The sequence below is a fragment of the Stenotrophomonas maltophilia genome, from assembly GCF_047497515.2.
In the GTDB taxonomy this organism is placed as follows: domain Bacteria; phylum Pseudomonadota; class Gammaproteobacteria; order Xanthomonadales; family Xanthomonadaceae; genus Stenotrophomonas.
This window is the reverse complement of the sequence record NZ_JAXAXL020000014.1, coordinates 43,171-62,867: the sequence shown is the minus strand read 5'-3', so window position 1 is coordinate 62,867 and position 19,697 is coordinate 43,171. Positions and strand designations below refer to the sequence as shown.

17 protein-coding genes are annotated in these 19,697 nt (G+C 67.2%); 9 read left to right on the top strand and 8 right to left on the bottom strand.

Translation table 11 applies throughout. The features are described from left to right. Positions 1 to 7 precede the first annotated feature (7 nt). The 3 genes from ACMZPQ_RS17365 to ACMZPQ_RS17355 all read left to right on the top strand — a co-directional run bounded on the left by ACMZPQ_RS17365 (position 8) and on the right by ACMZPQ_RS17355 (position 4,906). The gene (locus ACMZPQ_RS17365) at positions 8 to 1,003 is read left to right on the top strand and encodes a PfkB family carbohydrate kinase (protein WP_197580874.1); all 996 of its coding nucleotides are present in this window, start codon (positions 8 to 10) and stop codon (positions 1,001 to 1,003) included. Further along, positions 1,000 to 2,226 (top strand): AGE family epimerase/isomerase, encoded by a 1,227-nt coding sequence (locus ACMZPQ_RS17360; RefSeq protein ID WP_312645591.1) that lies wholly within the window; start codon positions 1,000 to 1,002, stop codon positions 2,224 to 2,226. Before ACMZPQ_RS17365 ends, ACMZPQ_RS17360 begins: the two co-directional genes overlap by 4 nt. A gap of 61 nt (positions 2,227 to 2,287) precedes the next feature. Continuing rightward, on the top strand, positions 2,288 to 4,906 hold the full coding sequence (locus ACMZPQ_RS17355; protein WP_197580875.1) for a beta-mannosidase: 2,619 nt from the start codon (positions 2,288 to 2,290) through the stop codon (positions 4,904 to 4,906). A 131-nt stretch (positions 4,907 to 5,037) separates the two neighbouring features. Here the strand turns inward: ACMZPQ_RS17355 and mtnC are convergent, their stop codons facing one another. The 3 genes from mtnC to ACMZPQ_RS17340 form a co-directional block, all read right to left on the bottom strand. After that, positions 5,038 to 5,733, bottom strand: coding sequence for an acireductone synthase (gene mtnC / locus ACMZPQ_RS17350; RefSeq protein ID WP_197580876.1), 696 nt, complete (start codon positions 5,731 to 5,733; stop codon positions 5,038 to 5,040). Positions 5,734 to 5,736: 3 nt separating this feature from the next. Then, entirely contained in the window at positions 5,737 to 6,294 is a 558-nt protein-coding gene (locus ACMZPQ_RS17345) for a 1,2-dihydroxy-3-keto-5-methylthiopentene dioxygenase (protein WP_197580877.1), read from the bottom strand. Between the two features lie 92 nt (positions 6,295 to 6,386). After that, the gene (locus tag ACMZPQ_RS17340; protein ID WP_197580878.1) at positions 6,387 to 7,028 is read right to left on the bottom strand and encodes a methylthioribulose 1-phosphate dehydratase; all 642 of its coding nucleotides are present in this window, start codon (positions 7,026 to 7,028) and stop codon (positions 6,387 to 6,389) included. 251 nt (positions 7,029 to 7,279) lie between these two features. Between ACMZPQ_RS17340 and ACMZPQ_RS17335 the strand changes: the two genes are divergently transcribed. Then, a complete protein-coding gene (locus ACMZPQ_RS17335) occupies positions 7,280 to 7,654 on the top strand; it encodes a hypothetical protein (RefSeq protein WP_197580879.1) in 375 nt (124 codons plus the stop codon). A 63-nt stretch (positions 7,655 to 7,717) separates the two neighbouring features. Here the strand turns inward: ACMZPQ_RS17335 and ACMZPQ_RS17330 are convergent, their stop codons facing one another. Both ACMZPQ_RS17330 and ACMZPQ_RS17325 read right to left on the bottom strand, forming a co-directional pair. Further along, positions 7,718 to 9,145: an amino acid permease gene (locus tag ACMZPQ_RS17330; RefSeq protein ID WP_197580880.1), complete on the bottom strand. Its 1,428-nt coding sequence runs from the start codon at positions 9,143 to 9,145 to the stop codon at positions 7,718 to 7,720. An 82-nt stretch (positions 9,146 to 9,227) separates the two neighbouring features. After that, positions 9,228 to 10,703, bottom strand: a complete 1,476-nt coding sequence (locus ACMZPQ_RS17325) for an amino acid permease (protein ID WP_197580881.1) — start codon at positions 10,701 to 10,703, stop codon at positions 9,228 to 9,230. A gap of 133 nt (positions 10,704 to 10,836) precedes the next feature. On the opposite strand from ACMZPQ_RS17325, the gene ACMZPQ_RS17320 reads away from it, so the two are divergent. Further along, complete coding sequence (locus ACMZPQ_RS17320; protein ID WP_197580882.1) at positions 10,837 to 11,451, top strand: NUDIX hydrolase; 615 nt, start codon at positions 10,837 to 10,839, stop codon at positions 11,449 to 11,451. A 191-nt stretch (positions 11,452 to 11,642) separates the two neighbouring features. On the opposite strand, the gene serA is transcribed toward ACMZPQ_RS17320, so the two are convergent. Then, positions 11,643 to 12,884: a phosphoglycerate dehydrogenase gene (gene serA, locus ACMZPQ_RS17315; protein ID WP_414485952.1), complete on the bottom strand. Its 1,242-nt coding sequence runs from the start codon at positions 12,882 to 12,884 to the stop codon at positions 11,643 to 11,645. Positions 12,885 to 13,053: 169 nt separating this feature from the next. Here serA and ACMZPQ_RS17310 point away from each other — a divergent pair, with 169 nt between their 5' ends. The 3 genes from ACMZPQ_RS17310 (at position 13,054) to ACMZPQ_RS17300 (ending at position 16,641) form a co-directional block, all read left to right on the top strand. Next, entirely contained in the window at positions 13,054 to 14,442 is a 1,389-nt protein-coding gene (locus tag ACMZPQ_RS17310; RefSeq protein ID WP_197580884.1) for a D-2-hydroxyglutarate dehydrogenase, read from the top strand. 62 nt (positions 14,443 to 14,504) lie between these two features. Continuing rightward, a complete protein-coding gene (locus tag ACMZPQ_RS17305; protein WP_006439835.1) occupies positions 14,505 to 14,804 on the top strand; it encodes a DUF2388 domain-containing protein in 300 nt (99 codons plus the stop codon). Positions 14,805 to 14,844: 40 nt separating this feature from the next. Next, a complete protein-coding gene (locus tag ACMZPQ_RS17300; RefSeq protein WP_197580885.1) occupies positions 14,845 to 16,641 on the top strand; it encodes a DUF7844 domain-containing protein in 1,797 nt (598 codons plus the stop codon). Here ACMZPQ_RS17300 and ACMZPQ_RS17295 read toward each other — a convergent pair. Continuing rightward, positions 16,619 to 17,695, bottom strand: a complete 1,077-nt coding sequence (locus ACMZPQ_RS17295) for an ATP-binding protein (protein WP_197580886.1) — start codon at positions 17,693 to 17,695, stop codon at positions 16,619 to 16,621. The two genes, ACMZPQ_RS17300 and ACMZPQ_RS17295, sit on opposite strands and share 23 nt — an antisense overlap. Continuing rightward, positions 17,695 to 18,411, bottom strand: a complete 717-nt coding sequence (locus ACMZPQ_RS17290) for a response regulator (RefSeq protein ID WP_197580887.1) — start codon at positions 18,409 to 18,411, stop codon at positions 17,695 to 17,697. The genes ACMZPQ_RS17295 and ACMZPQ_RS17290 overlap by 1 nt, the downstream gene beginning before the upstream one ends. Before the next feature lie 129 nt (positions 18,412 to 18,540). On the opposite strand from ACMZPQ_RS17290, the gene ACMZPQ_RS17285 reads away from it, so the two are divergent. After that, positions 18,541 to 19,689 carry an efflux RND transporter periplasmic adaptor subunit gene (locus ACMZPQ_RS17285; protein ID WP_197580888.1) on the top strand — a complete coding sequence of 383 codons (1,149 nt, stop codon included), beginning with the start codon at positions 18,541 to 18,543 and terminating at the stop codon, positions 19,687 to 19,689. Positions 19,690 to 19,697: the final 8 nt, after the last annotated feature.

Below are 19,697 nucleotides of genomic sequence, written 5' to 3'. Positions count from 1 at the left end.
GTCCGGAATGGGTGCCATTGTCTGCTTCGGCGAAATTTTGATCGATCTACTAGCGCAGCCGCCGGCCTCGGCCGACACCCCGCGCGCGTTCCTGCAGTACGCCGGCGGTGCGCCGGCCAACGTCGCGGTGGCGGCTGCGCGGCTGGGTGCGAAGACCCAGTTCGTCGGCATGCTCGGCCGGGACATGTTCGGTGACTTCCTGGCCGACAGCCTGGTCGAGCACGGCGTGGGCACGGATTACATCGTGCGCACCGACGCCGCCAAGACTGCGCTGGCCTTCGTCGCGCTGGATGCCAGTGGCGAGCGCAGCTTCAGTTTCTACCGTCCGCCGGCGGCCGATCTGCTGTTCCGTGACAGTGACTTCCAGGCGGAGTGCCTCGACAGCGCGCAGTGCTTCCACGTCTGCTCCAACAGCCTGACCGAGCCGGCCATCGCCGAGGCGACCTTCGCCGGCATGGATCGTGCGCGCGCGGCCGGTGCGGTGGTCAGCCTCGATCTGAATCTGCGTCCGGCACTGTGGCCTGCTGACGTCGATCCGGCGCCGCGCCTGTGGCAGGCACTGGAGCGCGCCGACCTGGTCAAGCTGTCGCGCGAGGAACTGGACTACCTCGCGGCACCGCTGGGTGCCGACGGCGAGGCGGTGGTGCTGAAACGCCTGCTGGCCGCGCAGGCACGCTGGGTGATCGTCACCGATGGCGCAGCCACGCTGCACTGGTATACCCGCGGCAACCACGGCACGGTCACCAGCTTCAGTGTGCCCACGGTCGATACCACGGCCGCTGGCGATGCCTTCGTGGGTGGCGTACTGGTCGGCCTGCTGGAACGGGGCGGCGCGGGTGCAGGTTTTGCCGCGTTCTGCCAGGACCCGGAGGCGATCACCGCCACGCTGCGCTTCGGTGCTGCGGTCGGTGCGCTGGCTGTTACCCGCAAGGGCGCGTTCGCCGCGATGCCCTCGCTCGATGAAGTGCAGCTGCTGCTGCAGGCACAGGACATTACCGCATGAACACCTCGCCCGATTTCCGCTCGCCCGCGTTCCTGCGCGCGCATATTACCGACACGATGGCGTTCTACCACCCGCGCTGCATCGATCCGAACGGTGGCTTCTTCCACTACTTCCGGGACGACGGCAGCATCTACGATGCCAGCCACCGCCACCTGGTCAGCAGTACCCGCTTCGTCTTCAACTATGCGATGGCCTACCGCGAGTTCGGCAATGCCGAGTATCGCGAGGCGGTCGAGCACGGTGTGCGCTACCTGCGCGAGGTGCACCGCAACCCGGCCACCGGTGGCTACGCCTGGACCCTGCGCGACGGCAAGGTCGAGGACGACATGAACCACTGCTACGGCGTAGCGTTCGTGCTGCTGGCCTACAGCTGCGCGCTGAAGGCCGGCATCGAGCAGGCCCGCGCGTGGATGGACGAGACCTGGCAGCTGCTGGAAGCGCGCTTCTGGGAACCGCAGCACGGCCTGTACAAGGACGAAGCTGATGGCCAGTGGAACTTCACCGGCTATCGCGGCCAGAACGCCAACATGCACATGTGCGAGGCGATGCTGGCCGCATTCGAGGCCAGTGGCGAGCAGCGCTACGTTGAGCGGGCGCTGCAGCTGGCCGATAACATGACCCGCCGCCAGGCCGCCAAGGCCGGTGGACTGGTGTGGGAGCACTACGATTCCAACTGGGAAATCGACTGGGACTACAACCTGGACGACCCCAAGCACCTGTTCCGCCCGTGGGGCTTCCAGCCCGGCCATCAAACCGAGTGGGCCAAGCTGCTGCTGATCCTCGATCGCCACGTGCAGGCCGACTGGCTGGCGCCGACCGCGCAGCACCTGTTCGACGTGGCCGTGGCGCGCAGCTGGGATGACGCCCGGGGTGGCCTGTACTACGGCTTCGCGCCGGAATCGCGCCGGCAGCCCGGCATGGACGGTGCACCGATCGGTGGGGACAGCTTCGTCTGCGATGACGACAAGTACTTCTGGGTGCAGGCCGAGACGCTGGCGACCGCCGCGCTGGTGGCCAAGCGCACCGGCGATGACCGCTACTGGCAGTGGTACGACCGCCTCTGGGCGTATTCGTGGGAGCACTTCGTCGACCACCGGTACGGCGCCTGGTTCCGCATCCTCGATGCCGACAACCGCAAGTACAGCGACGAGAAGAGCCCGGCCGGCAAGGTGGATTACCACACCATGGGTGCCTGCTACGAAGTGTTGAACGTCGTGCGCTGAGGCGCGATGAACTGGAATCGGTAACGCCGGGCCACGCCCGGCGGCAGAACAGGAGCATCACGTGCATCGCCTTTCCCTCGTTGTCCGCCTGCTCCTGCTGCTGATCGCAGCAGGAGCCTTCCCGGCAACTGCGGCCCCGCTGCAGGCGCAGTGGGAGTTCCGCATGCTGCCCGGCGACGCGCAGGGTGCAGCCCATCCGGGCCTGCAGCAATGGCGCGGGGCCACGGTGCCGGGCAGCGTGCACGCCGACCTGCTCGCACACGGGTTGATCCGCGATCCCTACGTCGGTGCAGCCGAGGCCGAGCTGCAATGGATCGGCCTGGCCGACTGGGAGTACCGCGCCCGTTTTGACGTGGATGCGGCGACGCTGGCCAAGCCCAATGCAGAGCTTCGCTTCGACGGTCTCGATACCTATGCGGAGGTCCGCCTCAACGGCAAGCCGCTGCTGCGTGCGGACAATGCTCATCGCACCTGGCGCGCGCGGGTGGAGGGCCGGCTGCGGGCCAAGGGCAATGAGCTGCAGATCGTGTTCCGCTCGCCGATCCGCACGCTGCTGCCGGGCGTGCAGGCCATGCCGCACAAGATCGCTGGCAACTATCCGTCGCCCTATGGTGATGAGCCAAAGGACGCGATGGTCGGCAACTTCGCGCGCAAGCCGGCCTACCACTTCGGCTGGGACTGGGGCCCGCGTTATGTCACCGCCGGGGTCTGGCGTGGCGTCGACCTGCAGGCCTGGGATGCGCACCGCCTGACCGATCTGGCCGTGCGAACCGATGCACTGGACGCCCAGCAGGCAATGCTGGCGGTGCTGCTGCAGGTGGAGCAGGGCGGTACCGCCGGTTCTGTGGTGGTCACTGTGGATGTGCACGATCCGGAAGGGCGCAGCGTGGCCCAGGTGCAGCGCACGGTGCTGCTGAAGCCCGGCCAGAACACCATTGAGCTGCCGGTTGCGCTGGCCACGCCGCGGCGCTGGTGGCCGGTGGGCCATGGTGCGCAGGATCGCTATACCGTGCAGGCTCGGTTGGATGCTGGCGCCGATACAACACTGGCGCGCGAACAGCGCATCGGCCTGCGCACGGTCGAACTGCGCCGCGAAGAAGACGGCAAGGGCGGGCAGGGCTTCGCCTTCGTCATCAATGGCGTGCCGATCTTTGCCAAGGGTGCCAACGTGATCCCGTTCGACGCGTTCCCCTCACGCGTTGATGCGGCGCGACTGCGGCAGGTGCTGACCGCAGCGCGCGATGCCAACATGAACATGCTGCGCAACTGGGGCGGCGGCTACTACGAGGACGACGCGTTCTTCGACATCGCCGATGAACTGGGCCTGCTGATCTGGCAGGACTTCATGTTCGGCGGTGGCATGCAGCCGGGCTACGATCCGGCGTTCCGTGCCAGTGTGGTCGCCGAAGCCCGTGACAACGTGCGCCGCCTGCGGCATCACCCCAGCATCGTGCTGTGGTGTGGCAACAACGAAGAAGAGACCGCGTGGAAGGACTGGGGCCATGGCCGTGATCTGAAGGCGGCCGACCCGGCATTTGCGGCGAAGGTCTGGCAGGGCTATGTCGACCTGTTCGGCAACGACCTGCGCCAGATGGTGGGTGAGGACGGCCTGGGTGTGCCGTACTGGTCCAGCTCGCCCAGCAACGATCTGGACGAGAAGGCCAACGATTCCACCCGCGGCGACAAGCATTACTGGCAGGTCTGGGGCAATCCGGCGCTGCCGGTGCAGGCCTACCTGCGCGAGACGCCGCGCTTCATGTCCGAGTACGGGCTGCAGGCGTGGCCGTCGGTGGCGACGGTGGACCAGATCGCCACCCGCGCCGAGCAGCGCATCGACAGCCCGGTGATCCGTGCGCACCAGAAATTCATGGCGGGCGAGGGCAACAGCCGGTTGCTGCACTACATCGAACTGGGCTACGGCGCGCCGAAGGACTTCGAGGATTTCGTCTACCTGAGCCAGGTGATGCAGGCCGATGGCATCGCGCTGGCGGCACTGCATCATCGCGCGTCGCGGCCGTACACGATGGGTTCGCTGTACTGGCAGCTCAACGATGTCTGGCCGGGGGCTTCGTGGTCCAGCGTGGACTACTTCGGTCGCTGGAAGGCGCTGCATTTCGCCGCGCGGCGCTTCTTCGCGCCGGTCACCGTGGCCGCGCTGCGCGACGAGGAGCGCACACGGGTGCGCCTGCTCAATGATGGCGCCGCGCTGGATGCGCGCTGGCGGCTGCGGGTGATGGACGTGGACGGCAAGGTGCTGCGCCGTCGCGAGCAGGCAGTGACGCTGGCTGCTGCCGGGGTCACCGACATCGGTACCTACAGCGATGCCGAGCTGCTGGCCGGTGCCGATCCGACGCGCACGGTGGCGGTGTTCGAGCTGCTGCAGGACGGCAAGGTGAGTGCGCGGCAGGTGGTTGGCTTCGTCGAAGCCAAGGAGCAGGTGTTGCCGCGGCAGAAGCTCAAGACCACCTTGTCCATCGAAGGCGACCACTATCGACTGCGGCTGCAAAGCGCAGCTTACGTGCGCGCAACGTGGATCGATTTCGGTGCGCTGGACGTGCAGGTCGAAGACAACCTGCTGGACCTGCTGCCGGGAGAAACCCGGGACATTGCGGTGCGCGGCCCGGTGGATCTGACGACGCTGCGCGAAGCGTTGAAGCTGAGGACCCTCAACGACCGTTGAGGGCGGCACATCCTGTTCTGGTAGGTGCCAACCTTGGTTGGCACACCCGGGACATGCCAACCAAGGTTGGCATCTACCAGAAGCGCGCTCCGGCAGCCTGGTGGGTGCGGACCGTTGGTCCGCACACCTTCTTACAGCTGGATCTGCTGGAAATTCTCGGCCCGCTCGTGGCCGTTGGCGGCCTGGCCGGTGCGCGGCAGCGGGTAGTCGTCCAGGCGATCAATCAGGCGGGTCTGCAGGCCGGCTTCGCGCGCGGCATCCAGTTCTTCCACCACGTCGGACAGGAACAGGATCTCGCCGGCCGGAACGCCGATCGCCTGCACGATGCGGCGATAGCTGTCGGCCTCACGCTTGCCGCCGACTTCGGTATCGAACCAGCCCGACACCAGCGGGCTGAGGTCACCGGCATCGCTGAAGCCGAAGAACAGCTTCTGCGCGGGCACCGAGCCGGAGGAGTACACGTACAGCGGCAGGCCGGACGCGTGCCAGCCCTTCAGCACCGGCGCCACTTCCGGGTAGAAGTGCGCGGTGTAGTCACCGCGGCGGTAGCCTTCGTCCCAGATCATGCCCTGCAGTGCCTTCAGCGCGGTGTGCTTGCGGTCCTGGTCGATCCAGCCCTGCAGGGTCTCGGCCACCAGGCTGTCCTGGCAGGCCCCGCCGATCTCGGTGGCCACCGCATCCAGCCAGCGGCGGACGTCCGGCCGCTGCCCGTGCTCAGCCACGAATGCCGGCAACGCCTGGCGGGCATAGGGGAACAGCACGTTCTTGACGAACGAGATGCTGCTGGTGGTGCCTTCGATGTCGGTCAGGATGACGCGGGGCTGCATGGATCAGGATGCCTGGGTCGGAATGTAACGGGGGAACTTCTGCGCGATGTCGGTACCGGTGAAGTGACCGACCCAGCCGTCCGGCTCGGTGAAGAAGCGGATGGCCACGAAGCTCGGCTCATCGCCCATGTCGAACCAGTGGGTAGTGCCATCGGGCACCGCGATCAGGTCGTCCTTCACGCACTCGATCTCGTAGACCTTGTCACCCACGTGCAGGGTGAACAGGCCGGAACCTGCGACGAAGAAACGCACCTCGTCTTCCTTGTGGAAGTGCTCGTCGAGGAACTTCTTGCGCAGTTCGGCGCGGTTCGGGTTGTCCGGGGCAATCGAGGCGACGTCCACGCTCTTGAAGCCACGCTCGGCCACCAGGCGGTCGATGTCGGCGCGGTAGGCGGCGAACACTTCATCCTGGCTGGCGCCCGGTGCGACTGGCGCGGTGGCCTGCCACCGTTCGAAGGTGACGCCGATCTTCTGCAGTTCGGCAGCGATGAGCGCGCCGTCCTGGCTGTCCAGCAGTGGCGATTCGGGGCGGGTGTCGTCGTAGATGCGCAGTCGGCTCATGGCGGCAGCTTGAACGTCTCGGGGGGAAGACAGGGTAGCAGGGTGGGGACAGGGTGCAGATTCCGGATCGGCATCTGCACCTGCGCGCCGGTTCAGCCGCGCAGCTTGCGCAGTTCCAGTTCGCAGTGGAACAGGAACTCGAAGGCTTCCAGGTGGCGACGCGCTTCGGCCATGTCACGGCCCCAGGCGTACAGGCCATGGCCGTCGATCAGGTAGCCCCACAGGTTCTGCCGGTCGAGCAGGTCGTCGACCTGCTTCGAGAGCACGTCCATGTCCTGGGTGTTGGCAAACACCGGCACGTCCACGGCCATTTCATGGGTGCTGTTGCCGGCGAAGGCCTTCAGCAGCTCGTAGCCTTCCAGGTGCACATGGCCCTGCGGCGCATACAGGCGCGAGGCGATGGTCTGCACCGGCGAATGGGTGTGCAGTACGCAACCGATCTCCGGGAAGCGGCGGTACAGCTGGGTGTGCAGCAGGGTTTCAGCGGACGGGCGCAGCGGGCGGCCGACGGCCTTGCCGTCGAAGTCCACCACCATGATGTCGTCCTCGATCAGGCGGCCCTTGTCCTTGCCCGACACGGTGATCGCCGCATGGCGGTCATCCAGGCGGTGGGAGAAGTTGCTGCTGGTAGCCGGGGTCCAGCCCGCCTGGGCCAGTTCGCGGACGTTGTCGATCAGCAGCTGGGCCAGTTCGCTCAGGCGCGCGGTGTCGTAGGGGAAGGTGGGGGTGTCCATGGCCGCCATTTTACGTGATCCGGCCCATCGCTGTGCCGGTGGCGTGGCGGCAGGCCGCTGCATGAAACACGTGGCGCGGTATGCCGGCAGCCGGTGGAGAGGGTTTGGATCGAGCCAGGCATAGCGCAGGCTGAATGGGGGAGCCCGCACGCGTACTGGAAGCGATTCCGGTCGTGGACAGCCCTCGCGTGTCGAAACACCATCGGAGTGCCGCAGGAGTTCCGGCGAGCGCCAGGGAAAGGAGTATTTCGATGATCACGCGCGCGATGGGGATGATGGGGGTGATCGGTATCGTGCTGGCCAGCAGCGGCTGCACGATGGAATGGGTGAAGATGGATGCGGGTGCGCGGTCATTCGGCCCCTCCCACGCGAGTTGCAGGGCGCAGGCCGACGATCACTGGCCGGTAAGGAACGAAGTGGCCACCCGCACCGTCTACGAAGACCGCAAGGTGCCCTGCAGGCTTGATGAAGTCTGTGCGATTGACGGCAAGTACAACATGGTGCCGATGCCGAAAGAGGAGAGCTACATCGTGGACGTCAATGCGTCCGATCGCAGCAGCGAGTTCACGGCCTGCATGGCCGGTGCCGGCTGGCAGCAGCAGCTGATCTGGTTCAATCGCCGCTAGGCCAAGCGCCGCCCGCGCCAGCGGGCAGCGAGGCAGGGCCGCCGGGGCCCTGCCATGCCTGCTTTACTTCCCGCGCAGGCGGCTGTGCTTGAAGCCGTAGCAGAAGTAGATCACGAAGCCGACGAAGGTCCACACGCCCATCAGCATCCAGTTGTGCATCGTCATCGCCGACAGCAGTGCCAGGCAGCTCAGCACGCCCAGGCTGCAGATCAGCCACGCCATCGGCATGCGGAACGGGCGCGGCAGGTCCGGCTGGGTGCGGCGCAGGATCAGCACGCCGGCACACACCGCGGCAAACGCGATCAGGGTGCCCATCGAGGTCAGCTCGCCGAGGATGTCCAGCGGGAACAACGCCGCCAGCAGCGCGATGCCGATGCCGGTGATCACGGTGTTGATGTGCGGGGTGCGGTACTTCGGATGGATCTTGGTGAACACCGGCGGCAGCAGGCCATCACGGCCCATGATCATGAAGATGCGCGGCTGGCCGATGATCATCACCAGCACCACCGACGACAGGCCGATCAGCGCGCCGACTTCGACCACCCAGCGCAGCCAGCCGAGTTGCGGGTGCGCGGCAACGGCGGTCACCACCGGCTCGTCGGTGCCCAGCAGCGGGTAGGGCACCAGGCCGGTCATCACGGCGGCCATTGCGATGTAAAGGACGGTGCAGATCACCAGCGACAGCATCATGCCGAAAGGCATGTCGCGCTGCGGGTTCTTCGATTCCTGCGCCGCCACCGACACCGCCTCGAAGCCGATGTAGGCGAAGAACACCATCGCCGCGCCCCGCAGCACGCCTTCCATGCCGTACTTGCCCGGGCCTTCATTGGCCGGAATGAACGGGGTCCAGTTGCTGGTATCCACGTACTTCCAGCCGACCACGATGACCAGCACGATCAGGCCGGTCTTGAGCACGACCATCGCCATGTTCATCGCCGAGGACTTGCTGATGCCGACGTAGCACAGCCAGGTCAGCAGCAGCACCAGCGCGGCGGCGGGCAGGTTGGCGATCGCGCCGGTCGGGCGCAGCTGTGCATCCAATGGCGCGCTGACCAGCGCCGCCGGCAGGTGGATGTCGAACTGGCTGAGCAGGCTGAGGAAGTAGCCGGTCCAGCTGACCGCGACCGCCGAGGCGGAGACCCCGTATTCGAGGACCAGCATCCAGCCGATGAACCAGGCCGAGAGCTCGCCGAAGGTGGCATAGGTATAGGTGTAGGCGCTGCCGGAGACCGGCACCATCGAGGCGAACTCGGCGTAGGCCAATGCGCAGAAGGCGCAGCAGATGGCGGCCAGCACGAACGACAGCATGATCGCCGGGCCGGCATGGTTGGCGGCGGCCTGGCCGGTGATGACGAAGATGCCGCCGCCGATCACCGCGCCGATGCCGAGGGCGGTCAGCCCCCAGGGGCCGAGGTGGCGGCGCAGGCTGAGGCCGTTGGCGTCTTCATGGGCGGCATGCGGGTGCTTGGTGGCCCACAGTTGCTTGAACATGTGTGGTGGTCTTGTCGAAGCGCGCCGCAGCCGGCGCGCAGGGAAAACGGACGGGCCGGCGCAGGGCCGGCCCGTAGGCGGATCAGGAGGACTTGGCCAGCTTGCTGTTGCGGATGCCGTAGCCCAGGTAGATCAGCAGGCCGAGCAGCGTCCAGCCGACGAACAGGTGCCAGTGCACCACGAACGCCTGCCAGAACAGGAACAGGCAGGTGGCCGCGCCCAGCGGGCAGATGATCCACACCATCGGCACGCGGAACGGACGATGCAGGTCGGGCTTGGAATAGCGCAGCACCAGCACGCCGATGCAGACCGTGGCGAAGGCCAGCAGGGTGCCCATCGAGACCAGTTCGCCCAGCACGTTCAGTGGCACCAGGCCGGCCAGTGCGGCGGCGATCACGCCGACCACGATGGTGGCGACGTACGGGGTACGGAAGCGGGCGTGGACCTTGCCGAAGAACTTCGGCAGCAGGCCGTCGCGGGAGATGGTGTAGGCGATGCGGGTCTGGCCCATCATCATCACCAGCACCACCGAGGACAGGCCGGCAATCGCGCCGATTTCCACGAAGGTCTTCAGCCACGACAGGGTCGGGTAGGGCTCCAGTGCGGTGGCGACCGGCTTGTCGGTGCCCAGCAGGTGGTACGGCATCATGCCGGTCAGCACGGCACAGACGATGATGTAGACGATGGTGCACACGGCCAGCGAGCCAAGCAGGCCGATCGGCATGTTGCGCTGCGGGTCCTTGGTCTCACCGGCGGCGGTGGAGACCGCATCGAAGCCGATGTAGGCGAAGAACACGATGGTGGCCGCGCGGAACACGCCGCTCCAGCCGAACTCACCCGGCACGCCGGTGTTTTCCGGGATGAACGGCTGCCAGTTGGCCGGATCGATATGGGCCGCGCCAATGCCGATGAACAGGCAGATGACGGTGACCTTGATCGCCACGATGATCGCGTTGACGAAGGCCGACTGGGTCACGCCCACGTACAGCAGGCCGGACACCGCCGCCACGATCAGTACCGCCGGCAGGTTGAACAGCTTGCCGGAGGAGACGAACTCGCTGCCGGTCCAGGCGATGGGCGCGGCGCTGAGCAGGTCGGGGAAGGGCATGTGCAGCGTGGTGGTGATGAAGCTGATCAGGTACGCCGACCAGCCCACCGCGACCGAGGCCGAGGCGAACAGGTACTCCAGCACAAGGCACCAGCCGATGAACCAGGCCATGCCTTCGCCGAGGGTGGCGTAGGAGTAGGAATAGGCGCTGCCGGAGACCGGCATCATCGCCGCGAACTCGGCGTAGCACAGGCCCGCCAGCGCGCAGGCGAAACCGGCGATGACGAACGACAGCATCACTGCCGGGCCAGCGTGGTTGGCTGCGGCCTGGCCGGTCAGCACGAAGATACCTGCGCCGATCACCGCACCCACGCCAAGCAGGATGAGGTGTTTAGCCGTGAGGGTCCGTTTCAGCGTGGCTTCGCCGTCCAGGCTGCCTTCGATGGGTTCGCCGGCATCGACGTGCCCGGCCGGTTGGACCGGCTTGACCCTCAACAGAGCTTTCAGCATGCAGTACTTCCTAGTGATCGGATTGGGTGGGCCGCCGATACGTTGCCGGCAACCCTGGAATGGTGAAGGCCGCGCGAACGGCCCGCTGTACCTTAGCCAAAGCTGAAGCCAACGCACAAGCGCAATCGCAACAATGAACGGCGATAATGAGCAGTATTTTTCCAGACGCCGCCCATTCATGAGCCAGACCGCCGAAACCCTTGCCGTGCTTGATGATCGCCTGCGTGACCTGCTGCGGGACTATGCACGCCGTGAGCCGGCCCACGACGCACTGGCTGCCGAATTCAGCACATTGTTGGACGATCCGGAAGATCCGTTCCGGCGCGAACGGCTGGCTGGCCACTTCACCGCCAGCTGCTGGCTGGTCAGCGCCGATGGCCAGCGCCTGCTGCTGACCCACCACCGCAAGCTGCAGCGCTGGCTGCAGCTGGGCGGCCACGCCGACGGCGACCGTGACCTGGCACGGGTGGCACTGAAGGAAGCCGAGGAAGAATCGGGCCTGGGCGGCCTGGTGCTGGAAGACCCGGCCATCTTCGATCTGGACAAGCACTGGATTCCGGAGCGCAAGGACGTACCGGGGCATTGGCACTACGACGTGCGTTTCGTGATCCGCGCGCTGGGTGGCGAAGCCTTCGTACTCAGCGAGGAATCGCTGGAGCTGGCCTGGCGGCCGGTGACCGAGGTCGCCGCCGATCCGGAATCGGATGAATCGATGCAGCGCATGGCACAGAGGTGGCTGGCGCGTTGAAAAACGCATCCACGCATGGCGTGGATCTACTGATGGCTGCACGCCATGCGTGGATTAGATGTCCCCGCCCAGGTAGATCCACGCCATGCGCGGATGGAATGCCCCCGAACCTGGTAGATCCACGCCATGCGTGGATGACATGCCCCCGACCCGGTAGATCCACGCCATGCGTGGATGGCGCGGTGCCAGGATCAGTACAGGATGCGCGTGCGCAGCGTGCCTGGAATCGCGGCCAGCTCGTCGCGCACCGCGGCGGCCTGCTCCTCGCTGGCGGTGATGTCGATCACCACGTAGCCCACCTTCGGGTCGGTGCGCAGGAACTGGCCGTCGATGTTGACGTTGTGGCGCGAGAAGATCTCGTTGACCTTGGACAGCACGCCCGGCACGTTCTGGTGGATGTGCAGCAGGCGCAGGCTGTCGGCGTGCTCGGGCAGGGTCACTTCCGGGAAGTTGACCGCCGACAGCGTGCTGCCGTTGTCGCTGTAGCGCACCAGCTTGGCGGCCACTTCAACGCCGATGTTGTCCTGCGCTTCCAGCGTGCTGCCGCCCACGTGCGGAGTCAGGATCACGTTGTCGTGGCGGGTCAGCGGCGATTCGAAGATATCGCCGTTGCCCTTGGGCTCGACCGGGAACACGTCCAGCGCGGCGCCGCCGGTGTGGCCGCTGGCCAGCGCCGCGTCCAGCGCATCGATGTCGACCACGGTGCCGCGCGCGGCGTTGATCAGGTGCGCGCCCTTGCGCATCTTCGCCAGCTCGGTGCTGCCGATCATCCACTGCGTGGACGGGGTTTCCGGTACGTGCAGGGTGACGATGTCGGCGCGCGCCAGCAGATCGTCCAGGCTGGCCGCAGCACGCGCATTGCCCAGTGCCAGCTTGGTTTCCACATCGTGGAAGATCACCTGCATGCCCAGCGATTCGGCCAGTACGCCGACCTGGGTGCCGATGTGGCCGTAGCCGATGATGCCCAGCGTCTTGCCGCGCACCTCATGGCTGCCGCTGGCCGACTTCGACCAGCCGCCGCGGTGGCACTCGGCGTTCTTCTGCGGAATGCCACGGGTCAGCATGATCGCCTCGGCGATCACCAGCTCGGCCACGCTGCGGGTGTTGGAATAGGGGGCATTGAATACCGGGATGCCGGCCAGCTCGGCCGCGTCCAGGTCGACTTGGTTGGTGCCGATGCAGAAGCAGCCCACCGCGATCAGCCGCTTGGCCTCGGCCAGCACCTCGGCACTGAGCTGGGTGCGCGAACGGATGCCGACGATATGCGCCTCGGCGATGCGCGCCTTCAGTTCGTCCTCGGGCAGCGCCTTGGTGTGCGCTTCGATCTGGCTGTAGCCGGCGGCGCTGAACACCTCCACGGCGGTCTGGCTGACCCCCTCCAGCAACAGCACGCGGATATCCTGCTTCGGGAACGAGGTCTTCTTCGGCGACATGGGGCAACACGGCCAGTGGGACAGGGGCTGACCACTATGCCAGATCGCACCGGCCATGGTGCAGTGCGCAATTGGTTGCATCCGTAGCTATCTGTACAGGTGTGGGGCTGGACGCTGGCGCGTGCCGCTGGCACGCTTGCCCGTTCTTCACGCCCCGCGCTGGACCGTCATGACCGATTCCCGCATTGCCTCGCTGCAGCAGGCCTGTCCCGGCCTGAAGCTGAAGACCGACCCGGCCGACCTTGAGCATTACGGGCGCGACTGGACCCGGCGCTGGACACCGGCGCCGCTGGTGATCGCGCTGCCGGCCACGGTTGAGGAAGTGCAGGCGGTGATGCGCTGGAGCGCCGACCATGACGTGGCGGTGGTGCCGTCCGGTGGCCGTACCGGCCTGTCCGGCGGCGCGGTGGCCGCCAACGGCGAACTGGTCCTCAGCATGGAGCGCATGAACAAGGCGCTGGCCTACGACGCGGTCGATCGCACGCTGGTGGTGCAGGCGGGCATGCCGCTGGAAGCCGTGCACAACGCCGCGCTCGACCACGGCCTGATCTACCCGGTGGATTTCGCCGCGCGCGGTTCCTGCACGATCGGCGGCAACATCGCCACCAACGCCGGCGGCATCCGTGTGATCCGTTACGGCAATACCCGCGAATGGATCGCCGGGCTGAAAGTGGTCACCGCCAGCGGCGAGCTGCTCGAACTCAACAAGGGCCTGATCAAGAATTCCAGCGGCTATGACTTCCGCCAGCTGCTGATCGGTTCGGAAGGTACGCTGGGGGTGATTGTCGAGGCGACGGTGAAGCTGACCGACCCACCGCCGGCCAGCAACGTGATGCTGCTGGCCGTACCCAGCTTCGAAGTACTGATGCAGGTGTTCGCCGCGTTCCGCGCGCGCCTGCAGCTGCAGGCCTTCGAGTTCTTCACCGACCGGGCGCTGGAGCACGTGCTGGCGCATGGTGCGCAGGCGCCGTTCGACGAGGTGCATCCGTACTACGTCGTCACCGAGTTCGCGGCCAACGACGAGGCGCAGGAAGCGGCGGCGATGGCGGCCTTCGAGGATTGCATGGGCAATGGCTGGGTCAGCGATGGCGTGATCAGCGCCAGTGACGCCCAGGCTGCCCAGCTGTGGCGCCTGCGCGAAGGCATCACCGAGTCGCTTGCCCGCTACACGCCGTACAAGAACGATGTCTCGGTGCGGATCTCGGCGATGCCGGCATTCCTGGCCGAGACCCAGGCGTTGATCGGGCAGGCCTACCCGCACTTCGACGTGGTCTGGTTCGGCCATATCGGTGACGGCAACCTGCATATCAATGTACTCAAGCCGGACGCCACCAGCGACGCCGACTTCGTCGCGCAGTGCGAGCATGTGACCAAGCTGCTGGCCCAGGTGCTGGCCCGTTTCGATGGCAGCATCTCGGCCGAGCATGGCATCGGCCTGGTCAAGAAGGGCTACCTGGACAGCACCCGTAGCCCGGCCGAGATCGCGCTGATGAAGGCGGTCAAACGCGCGTTCGATCCCCAAGCGCGGCTGAATCCCGGCAAGCTGTTCGACGCCTGAGCCGGCCAAACGCTTCACGCAACCGTTACGCTCCACGCATTCTCACAACCGGCTTCGAATCGATGACCCGTCCGCTTGTTCTGCTCGCCCTGCTGTCCCTGCCGCTGGCCGGCTTCGCTTCCAGCTTCGCAGGCACCTCGGCCGGCTCGGCCACCGGTGCTTCCTCCGGTTCCTCGGCCAGCAGCTCGGGCGACGACAAGGTGGTGCAGGCCGCACGCGATGATGCTGCTGCGTTCGTCGCCAGCGACGGCCAGATCCGCGGCGCACGCCTGCAGGCCGCGCTGGTCCACCTGCGCGAGCAGGATGCCGCTGCCCAGCAGCAGAGCGACCTGCAGCTGGCCCGCGCGCTGCTGGCACGCTGATCCGGGCTTTGGGTAGTGCCGGCTGCTGGCCGGCAATTCCATGACATCTGTACGGAACGCAGCCACGCTTGGCGTGGCTCTACTGCTGACCGCCCACGCCGCGCCTGCAGCTGAGCGCCTGCAGCTCGACCCGGCAGGGCTGAGCGCTGCGCAGCAGCAGCTGGCCGGCCAGACCCTGGCCGACGTGCAGTCGCTGCTGCCGGAGGGGCTGCTGCGCGCACTGCCTGCGCAGGTTCAGGTGCGCTGGCGGGATGACCTGCCTGCCGAGGTGCATGGCCGTGCCTTCGCCGGCCGCATCACGTTGCGCCGCGACCTGCTGGACGACAGCGTGCCTGCTGCGCGGCGGGCTCGACGCAGCGCACTGGTGCACGAACTGACCCACGTTGCCGACCGCGGCGGCGCGGGCTGGTCCGGCAGTGCGCGTTGGCGCGATCTTGCGGGGTGGCAGCGCAAGCCGTGGCATCTCGGTCGCGGCCACAACGATTTCCGTGATCGCAGCCCGGATGGTTATGAGCTGCAAGACCCGGCTGAGTATCTGGCGGTGAACGCCGAGCATTTCATGCTCGATGCCGAGTTCGCCTGCCGTCGCCCGGCACTGGCGCAGTGGTACCAGGCGCACTTCGGCATGCCGCCGTCGCTGCCGCAGCCGCAGTGCGACCGCCGCGTCCCGTTGCTGCAGGCGGAGCCGGAGGAGGGGGCGGCATCGCTGCTGCAGCTGGATCCCTCACGGGTTTACGCGGTGGATTACCTGTTCGCCGAAGGCAGCGCGCAGCCGATGAGCCGCTGGGGCCACAGCATGCTGCGGCTGGTGATCTGCCGGCCAGGCCGCGCGCCGGGGCCGGACTGCCGCCTCGATCTGGAATACCACCGCGTGTTGTCATTCCGCGCCTTCGTCGGCGACGTGCAGATTTCCAACTGGCGTGGCCTGACCGGCGGCTATCCCTCGCGGCTGTTCGTGCTGCCGCTGCAGCAGGTGGTGGACGAGTACACCAAGGTCGAACTGCGCGGCCTGCAGTCGCTGCCGTTGCGGCTGGAGCCCGACGAGATTGCGAGCCTGCTGGAGCGTACCGCGCAGGTGCATTGGAGCTATGACGGGCGCTACTACTTCGTCAGCAACAACTGCGCGGTGGAAACTGCCAAGCTGCTGCAGGCCGGCGTGCCACGTCTCGGCAGTGCCGGGCTGGCGCAGCTGAGCCCGCGCGGGCTGAAGCGCCGGTTGGCGCGCTTGCAGGTGCTGGACGAGCACGTGCTGGACGATCGCAATGCCGCACAGGCGCAGGGCTATTACTTCGCCTCGGCGCGTGACCACTATCAGCAGTTGTTCGGCGTGGCCGCTGCCCAGCTGGCATTGCCCGCGCGCGATGTACGCGGCTGGTTGAAGCTGCCCGCACGGCAGCGCGCACCGTGGCTGCTGAAGGGTGACCTGCGTGCCAGTGCCGGCCTGCTGTTGCTGGAGCAGGCCGCGCAACGGCGTGCTGAGCTGCGCGCGCGCGATGTGCTCAAGCGGCAGCTGCTGGGCGCGCCGGATAGTGCCCAGACCCGCAACCTGCGCGGGCTGCTGGAGCAGAGCGGGCAGTGGTTGCGCCCGGGCACGTTGCTGCAGGGCGATGGCTACGGATTGCCGCTGGCCGACGAGCAGCGGCTGCTGGCCGAGGCGGTGGCGTCTGCCAGCGCACAGTCGGTTCCTGCGTGGCAGGCGCTGCGCAAGCAGCTGCGCCAGCAGTTGCCGGCGAAGCAGCGTGACGAAATGAATGCGATCGATGCCAACCTGGCCGCACTCGGCGCACATCTGCGCGAGCAGGCGGCGACGCCGGCTACTGGCGCGGCAGTTCGATGACGAAACGGCTGCCGCCAAGGCTTCCCGGCGAACAGTAGACCCGGCCGCCATGGGCGTCAGCGATGGCCTTCACCACCGCCAGGCCGAGCCCACTGCCACCGCCCTGCCGCGAGCGCGAGCCGTCTGCACGCATGAACGGAGTGAAGATGTCGGCGTGCAGTTCCGGATCGATGCCCGGACCTTCGTCCTCGATCGCTACCTGTACATGGCCCGGCGTGTCATGCACGGCGATCCGCACCTTGCCCGGGCTGGCATAGCGGCGCGCGTTTTCCAGCAGCGCCAGCAGTGCCTGGCGCAGCCGGGTCGGGTCGCAGTGCGCGGTGTGTTCCTCGCGGCTGGTTTCCAGTTCCAGCACGAAGCCGGCGGCACGGAACTGGGGGTCGACCAGGGTCATCACCGAATGCACCTCGGCCACCACGTCGGTACGCGCGCGGCGCACATCCATGCGCGCGTTGTCGGCCAGGCTGAGTACGCGCAGGTCCTCGATCAGGCGCGACAGGCCTTCGACCTGCGCGAGCAGGCTGCGGAACTGTGACTCGTCCGGTTGGAACACGCCCTCGGCCAGGCCCTGCAGGCGTCCGCGCAGGATGGTTACCGGCGTCCGCAGCTCATGCGCGATGGCGGCGTGCCACATCGTGCGCTCGCTTTCCATGTGCTGCAGGCGGCGTGCCATGGCGTTGAAGTCCTCGACCAGCGTCGCCACTTCGCCGGGGGAATTCTCTTCCGCGCTGGCACGTGCCCCGAGGTCGCCACCGGCGAGTGCGCGCACACTGTCGACCACCGAATTCAACGGCGAGAGGATGCGATGGGCGAGGCGGAACGAGGCGGCGATGGCCAGCGCCAGGCCGGTCAGGATGACCCCGACCATCCACGCCAGCTCCGGCCCGGTCGGCAGCCAGCCTTCGGGTTCCTCGGCGCTGCCAGGGAAGAATTCGACCAGCACCGCGTACAGCAGCCACGATGACAGGATCATCATCACGATCACGCCGATCACCATCAGCGACATCGAAACGATGATGTGGCGGCTCAGCCCGGAGCGGCGCAGGCGGCCCATCAGCGGTCGGCCATCAACCGGTAGCCTACGCCACGCACACTGGCCGGCACATTGAGCATGCCCACTTCATCCAGCTTGCGGCGCAGCTTGCTGACATGGCTGTCCACCGTGCGCTCCAGCGCTTCGCTCTCCGGCAGGCATTCGTGCATCAGTTCGCTGCGGCTGAAGATGCGCGTCGGCGCCAGCGCCATGCAGTGCAGCAGCTTGAACTCGGTGAGGGTAAGCAGCACTTCGTGGCTGTAGCCATCGCCTTCAACGTGCACGGCATGGGTGGCCGAATCGATCAGCAACGGGCCGACACGCAGCGCGGTGGGGGCATCCACCCGTGATGCACGCAGCGTCCGCCGCAGCACGGCGCGCACGCGTGCGGCCACTTCGGCCGGATTGAACGGCTTGACCACGTAGTCGTCGGCGCCCATGCGCAGCGCGGTCAGCTTGTCCAGGTCCTGGTCCAGGGCAGTCAGCATAATCACCGGTGTTTCACCGCGCTGGCGCAGCTGGGTCAGCACGCTCCAGCCATCCACACGCGGCAGCTGCACATCGAGCAGGACCAGATCGGGCCGGGCGCTGCGGTGCAGCTCGAGCGCGCTGTGGCCGTCGGCGGCACGCAGCGTGCGCAGCCCTTCGCGTTCCAGATACGCGGTAAGAATATCGGCGATCTCGGCCTCATCCTCGACGATCAGGACTACGGCGGCGAGGGCAGGGGAGGCATGCATGCAGGGGCGGGGCCTTAAGGTGCTTGCCTCCATCGTATCTCCACAGTTCCTCCATCGAAACCCCATCATCGCCACGCACACTGCGTTCTTCGGAACCTTTCAGCCGCCCGCGCGGCATTGTGCACAGCAATGAGAACCTTCAGGACTCCGGCCGCGTTGATCGCGGCCTTCGCTCTGGCCATGACGGCCTGCTCCTCCCCCGAAGCCCCGCCCGAAGCCGCACCGCGTGTCAGCGTGGTCACCGTCGGCCCGCAGGTGGTGCAGCGTGACGACGAACTGCCCGGCCGCGTGGCCGCCGTGCGCACCGCGCAGATCCGCGCGCAGGTAGGTGGCATCGTGCAGCGCCGCCTGTTCGAGCAGGGCGCCGAAGTGAACGCCGGCCAGCCTTTGTTCCAGATCGATCCGGCCGCTTTCCGTGCCGACGTCGACTCAGCGCTGGCTGCGCTGCAGCGCAGTGAAGCGGCCCTGGCCCGCAGCCGCGTGCAGTCGCAGCGACTGCATGCCCTGGCTGCCGCGCAGGCGGTCAGCCAGCAGCATCGCGATGATGCCAGCGCCGAGTACGAACAGGCACGCGCGGCGGTGAATGAAGCGCGCGCGATCCTGTCCCGTCGCCAGCTCGACCTGCGCTACGCCACGGTCAGCGCACCGATTGCCGGCCGCATCGATCAGGCGTTGGTGACCGAAGGGGCGCTGGTCGGCGTCGCCGATGCCGAGCCGATGGCGGTGGTGCAGCAGATCGACCAGGTCTACGTCGACGTACGCCAGCCGGCCGCGCAGCTGGAGTCGCTGCAGCGCAGCGCCGGCGACGGTGGCCAGCTTCCGGTGACGATCATCGGCGCGGCCGGCAAGCCGTTGCCCGAGCACGGCCAGTTGTTGTTCTCCGGCATCAACGTCGATGCGCGCACCGGTGATGTGATCCTGCGCATCCTGGTCGACAACCCGCAGCGCCAGCTGCTGCCGGGCATGTACGTGCGTGCCAGGGTGCCGCGCGGCGCCCCGGCCAGTGCGCTGACCCTGCCGCAGCAGGCGGTGCTGCGCAGCGCGGGCGGCCAGGCCTATGCCTGGGTGATCGCGGGCGATGGCAAGGCGGTGATCCGCACGCTGGAGGTCGACGGCAGCGTTGATCGCCAGTGGCTGGTCCGGCACGGGCTGAAGGCCGGCGAGCGGGTGGTGGTCGAGGGCCAGGAGCGCCTGCAGGAAGGCGTGGTGGTCGATGCGCGCGACTGGCAGCGACCGGTCGCCAGCGCCGGTGCGATGCAGGCCGGCAGCAAGGGCTGAGCCTTTCC

Excerpts from the sequence above, each read along its gene's own strand:
- ACMZPQ_RS17365 (WP_197580874.1), top strand. The coding sequence starts at position 8 with ATGGGTGCCATTGTCTGCTTCGGCGAAATTTTGATCGATCTACTAGCG.
- ACMZPQ_RS17360 (WP_312645591.1), top strand. The coding sequence starts at position 1,000 with ATGAACACCTCGCCCGATTTCCGCTCGCCCGCGTTCCTGCGCGCGCAT.
- mtnC (WP_197580876.1), bottom strand. The coding sequence starts at position 5,733 with ATGCAGCCCCGCGTCATCCTGACCGACATCGAAGGCACCACCAGCAGC.
- ACMZPQ_RS17345 (WP_197580877.1), bottom strand. The coding sequence starts at position 6,294 with ATGAGCCGACTGCGCATCTACGACGACACCCGCCCCGAATCGCCACTG.
- ACMZPQ_RS17340 (WP_197580878.1), bottom strand. The coding sequence starts at position 7,028 with ATGGACACCCCCACCTTCCCCTACGACACCGCGCGCCTGAGCGAACTG.
- ACMZPQ_RS17335 (WP_197580879.1), top strand. The coding sequence starts at position 7,280 with ATGATCACGCGCGCGATGGGGATGATGGGGGTGATCGGTATCGTGCTG.
- ACMZPQ_RS17330 (WP_197580880.1), bottom strand. The coding sequence starts at position 9,145 with ATGTTCAAGCAACTGTGGGCCACCAAGCACCCGCATGCCGCCCATGAA.
- ACMZPQ_RS17325 (WP_197580881.1), bottom strand. The coding sequence starts at position 10,703 with ATGCTGAAAGCTCTGTTGAGGGTCAAGCCGGTCCAACCGGCCGGGCAC.
- ACMZPQ_RS17320 (WP_197580882.1), top strand. The coding sequence starts at position 10,837 with ATGAACGGCGATAATGAGCAGTATTTTTCCAGACGCCGCCCATTCATG.
- serA (WP_414485952.1), bottom strand. The coding sequence starts at position 12,884 with ATGTCGCCGAAGAAGACCTCGTTCCCGAAGCAGGATATCCGCGTGCTG.
- ACMZPQ_RS17310 (WP_197580884.1), top strand. The coding sequence starts at position 13,054 with ATGACCGATTCCCGCATTGCCTCGCTGCAGCAGGCCTGTCCCGGCCTG.
- ACMZPQ_RS17305 (WP_006439835.1), top strand. The coding sequence starts at position 14,505 with ATGACCCGTCCGCTTGTTCTGCTCGCCCTGCTGTCCCTGCCGCTGGCC.
- ACMZPQ_RS17300 (WP_197580885.1), top strand. The coding sequence starts at position 14,845 with ATGACATCTGTACGGAACGCAGCCACGCTTGGCGTGGCTCTACTGCTG.
- ACMZPQ_RS17295 (WP_197580886.1), bottom strand. The coding sequence starts at position 17,695 with ATGGGCCGCCTGCGCCGCTCCGGGCTGAGCCGCCACATCATCGTTTCG.
- ACMZPQ_RS17290 (WP_197580887.1), bottom strand. The coding sequence starts at position 18,411 with ATGCATGCCTCCCCTGCCCTCGCCGCCGTAGTCCTGATCGTCGAGGAT.
- ACMZPQ_RS17285 (WP_197580888.1), top strand. The coding sequence starts at position 18,541 with ATGAGAACCTTCAGGACTCCGGCCGCGTTGATCGCGGCCTTCGCTCTG.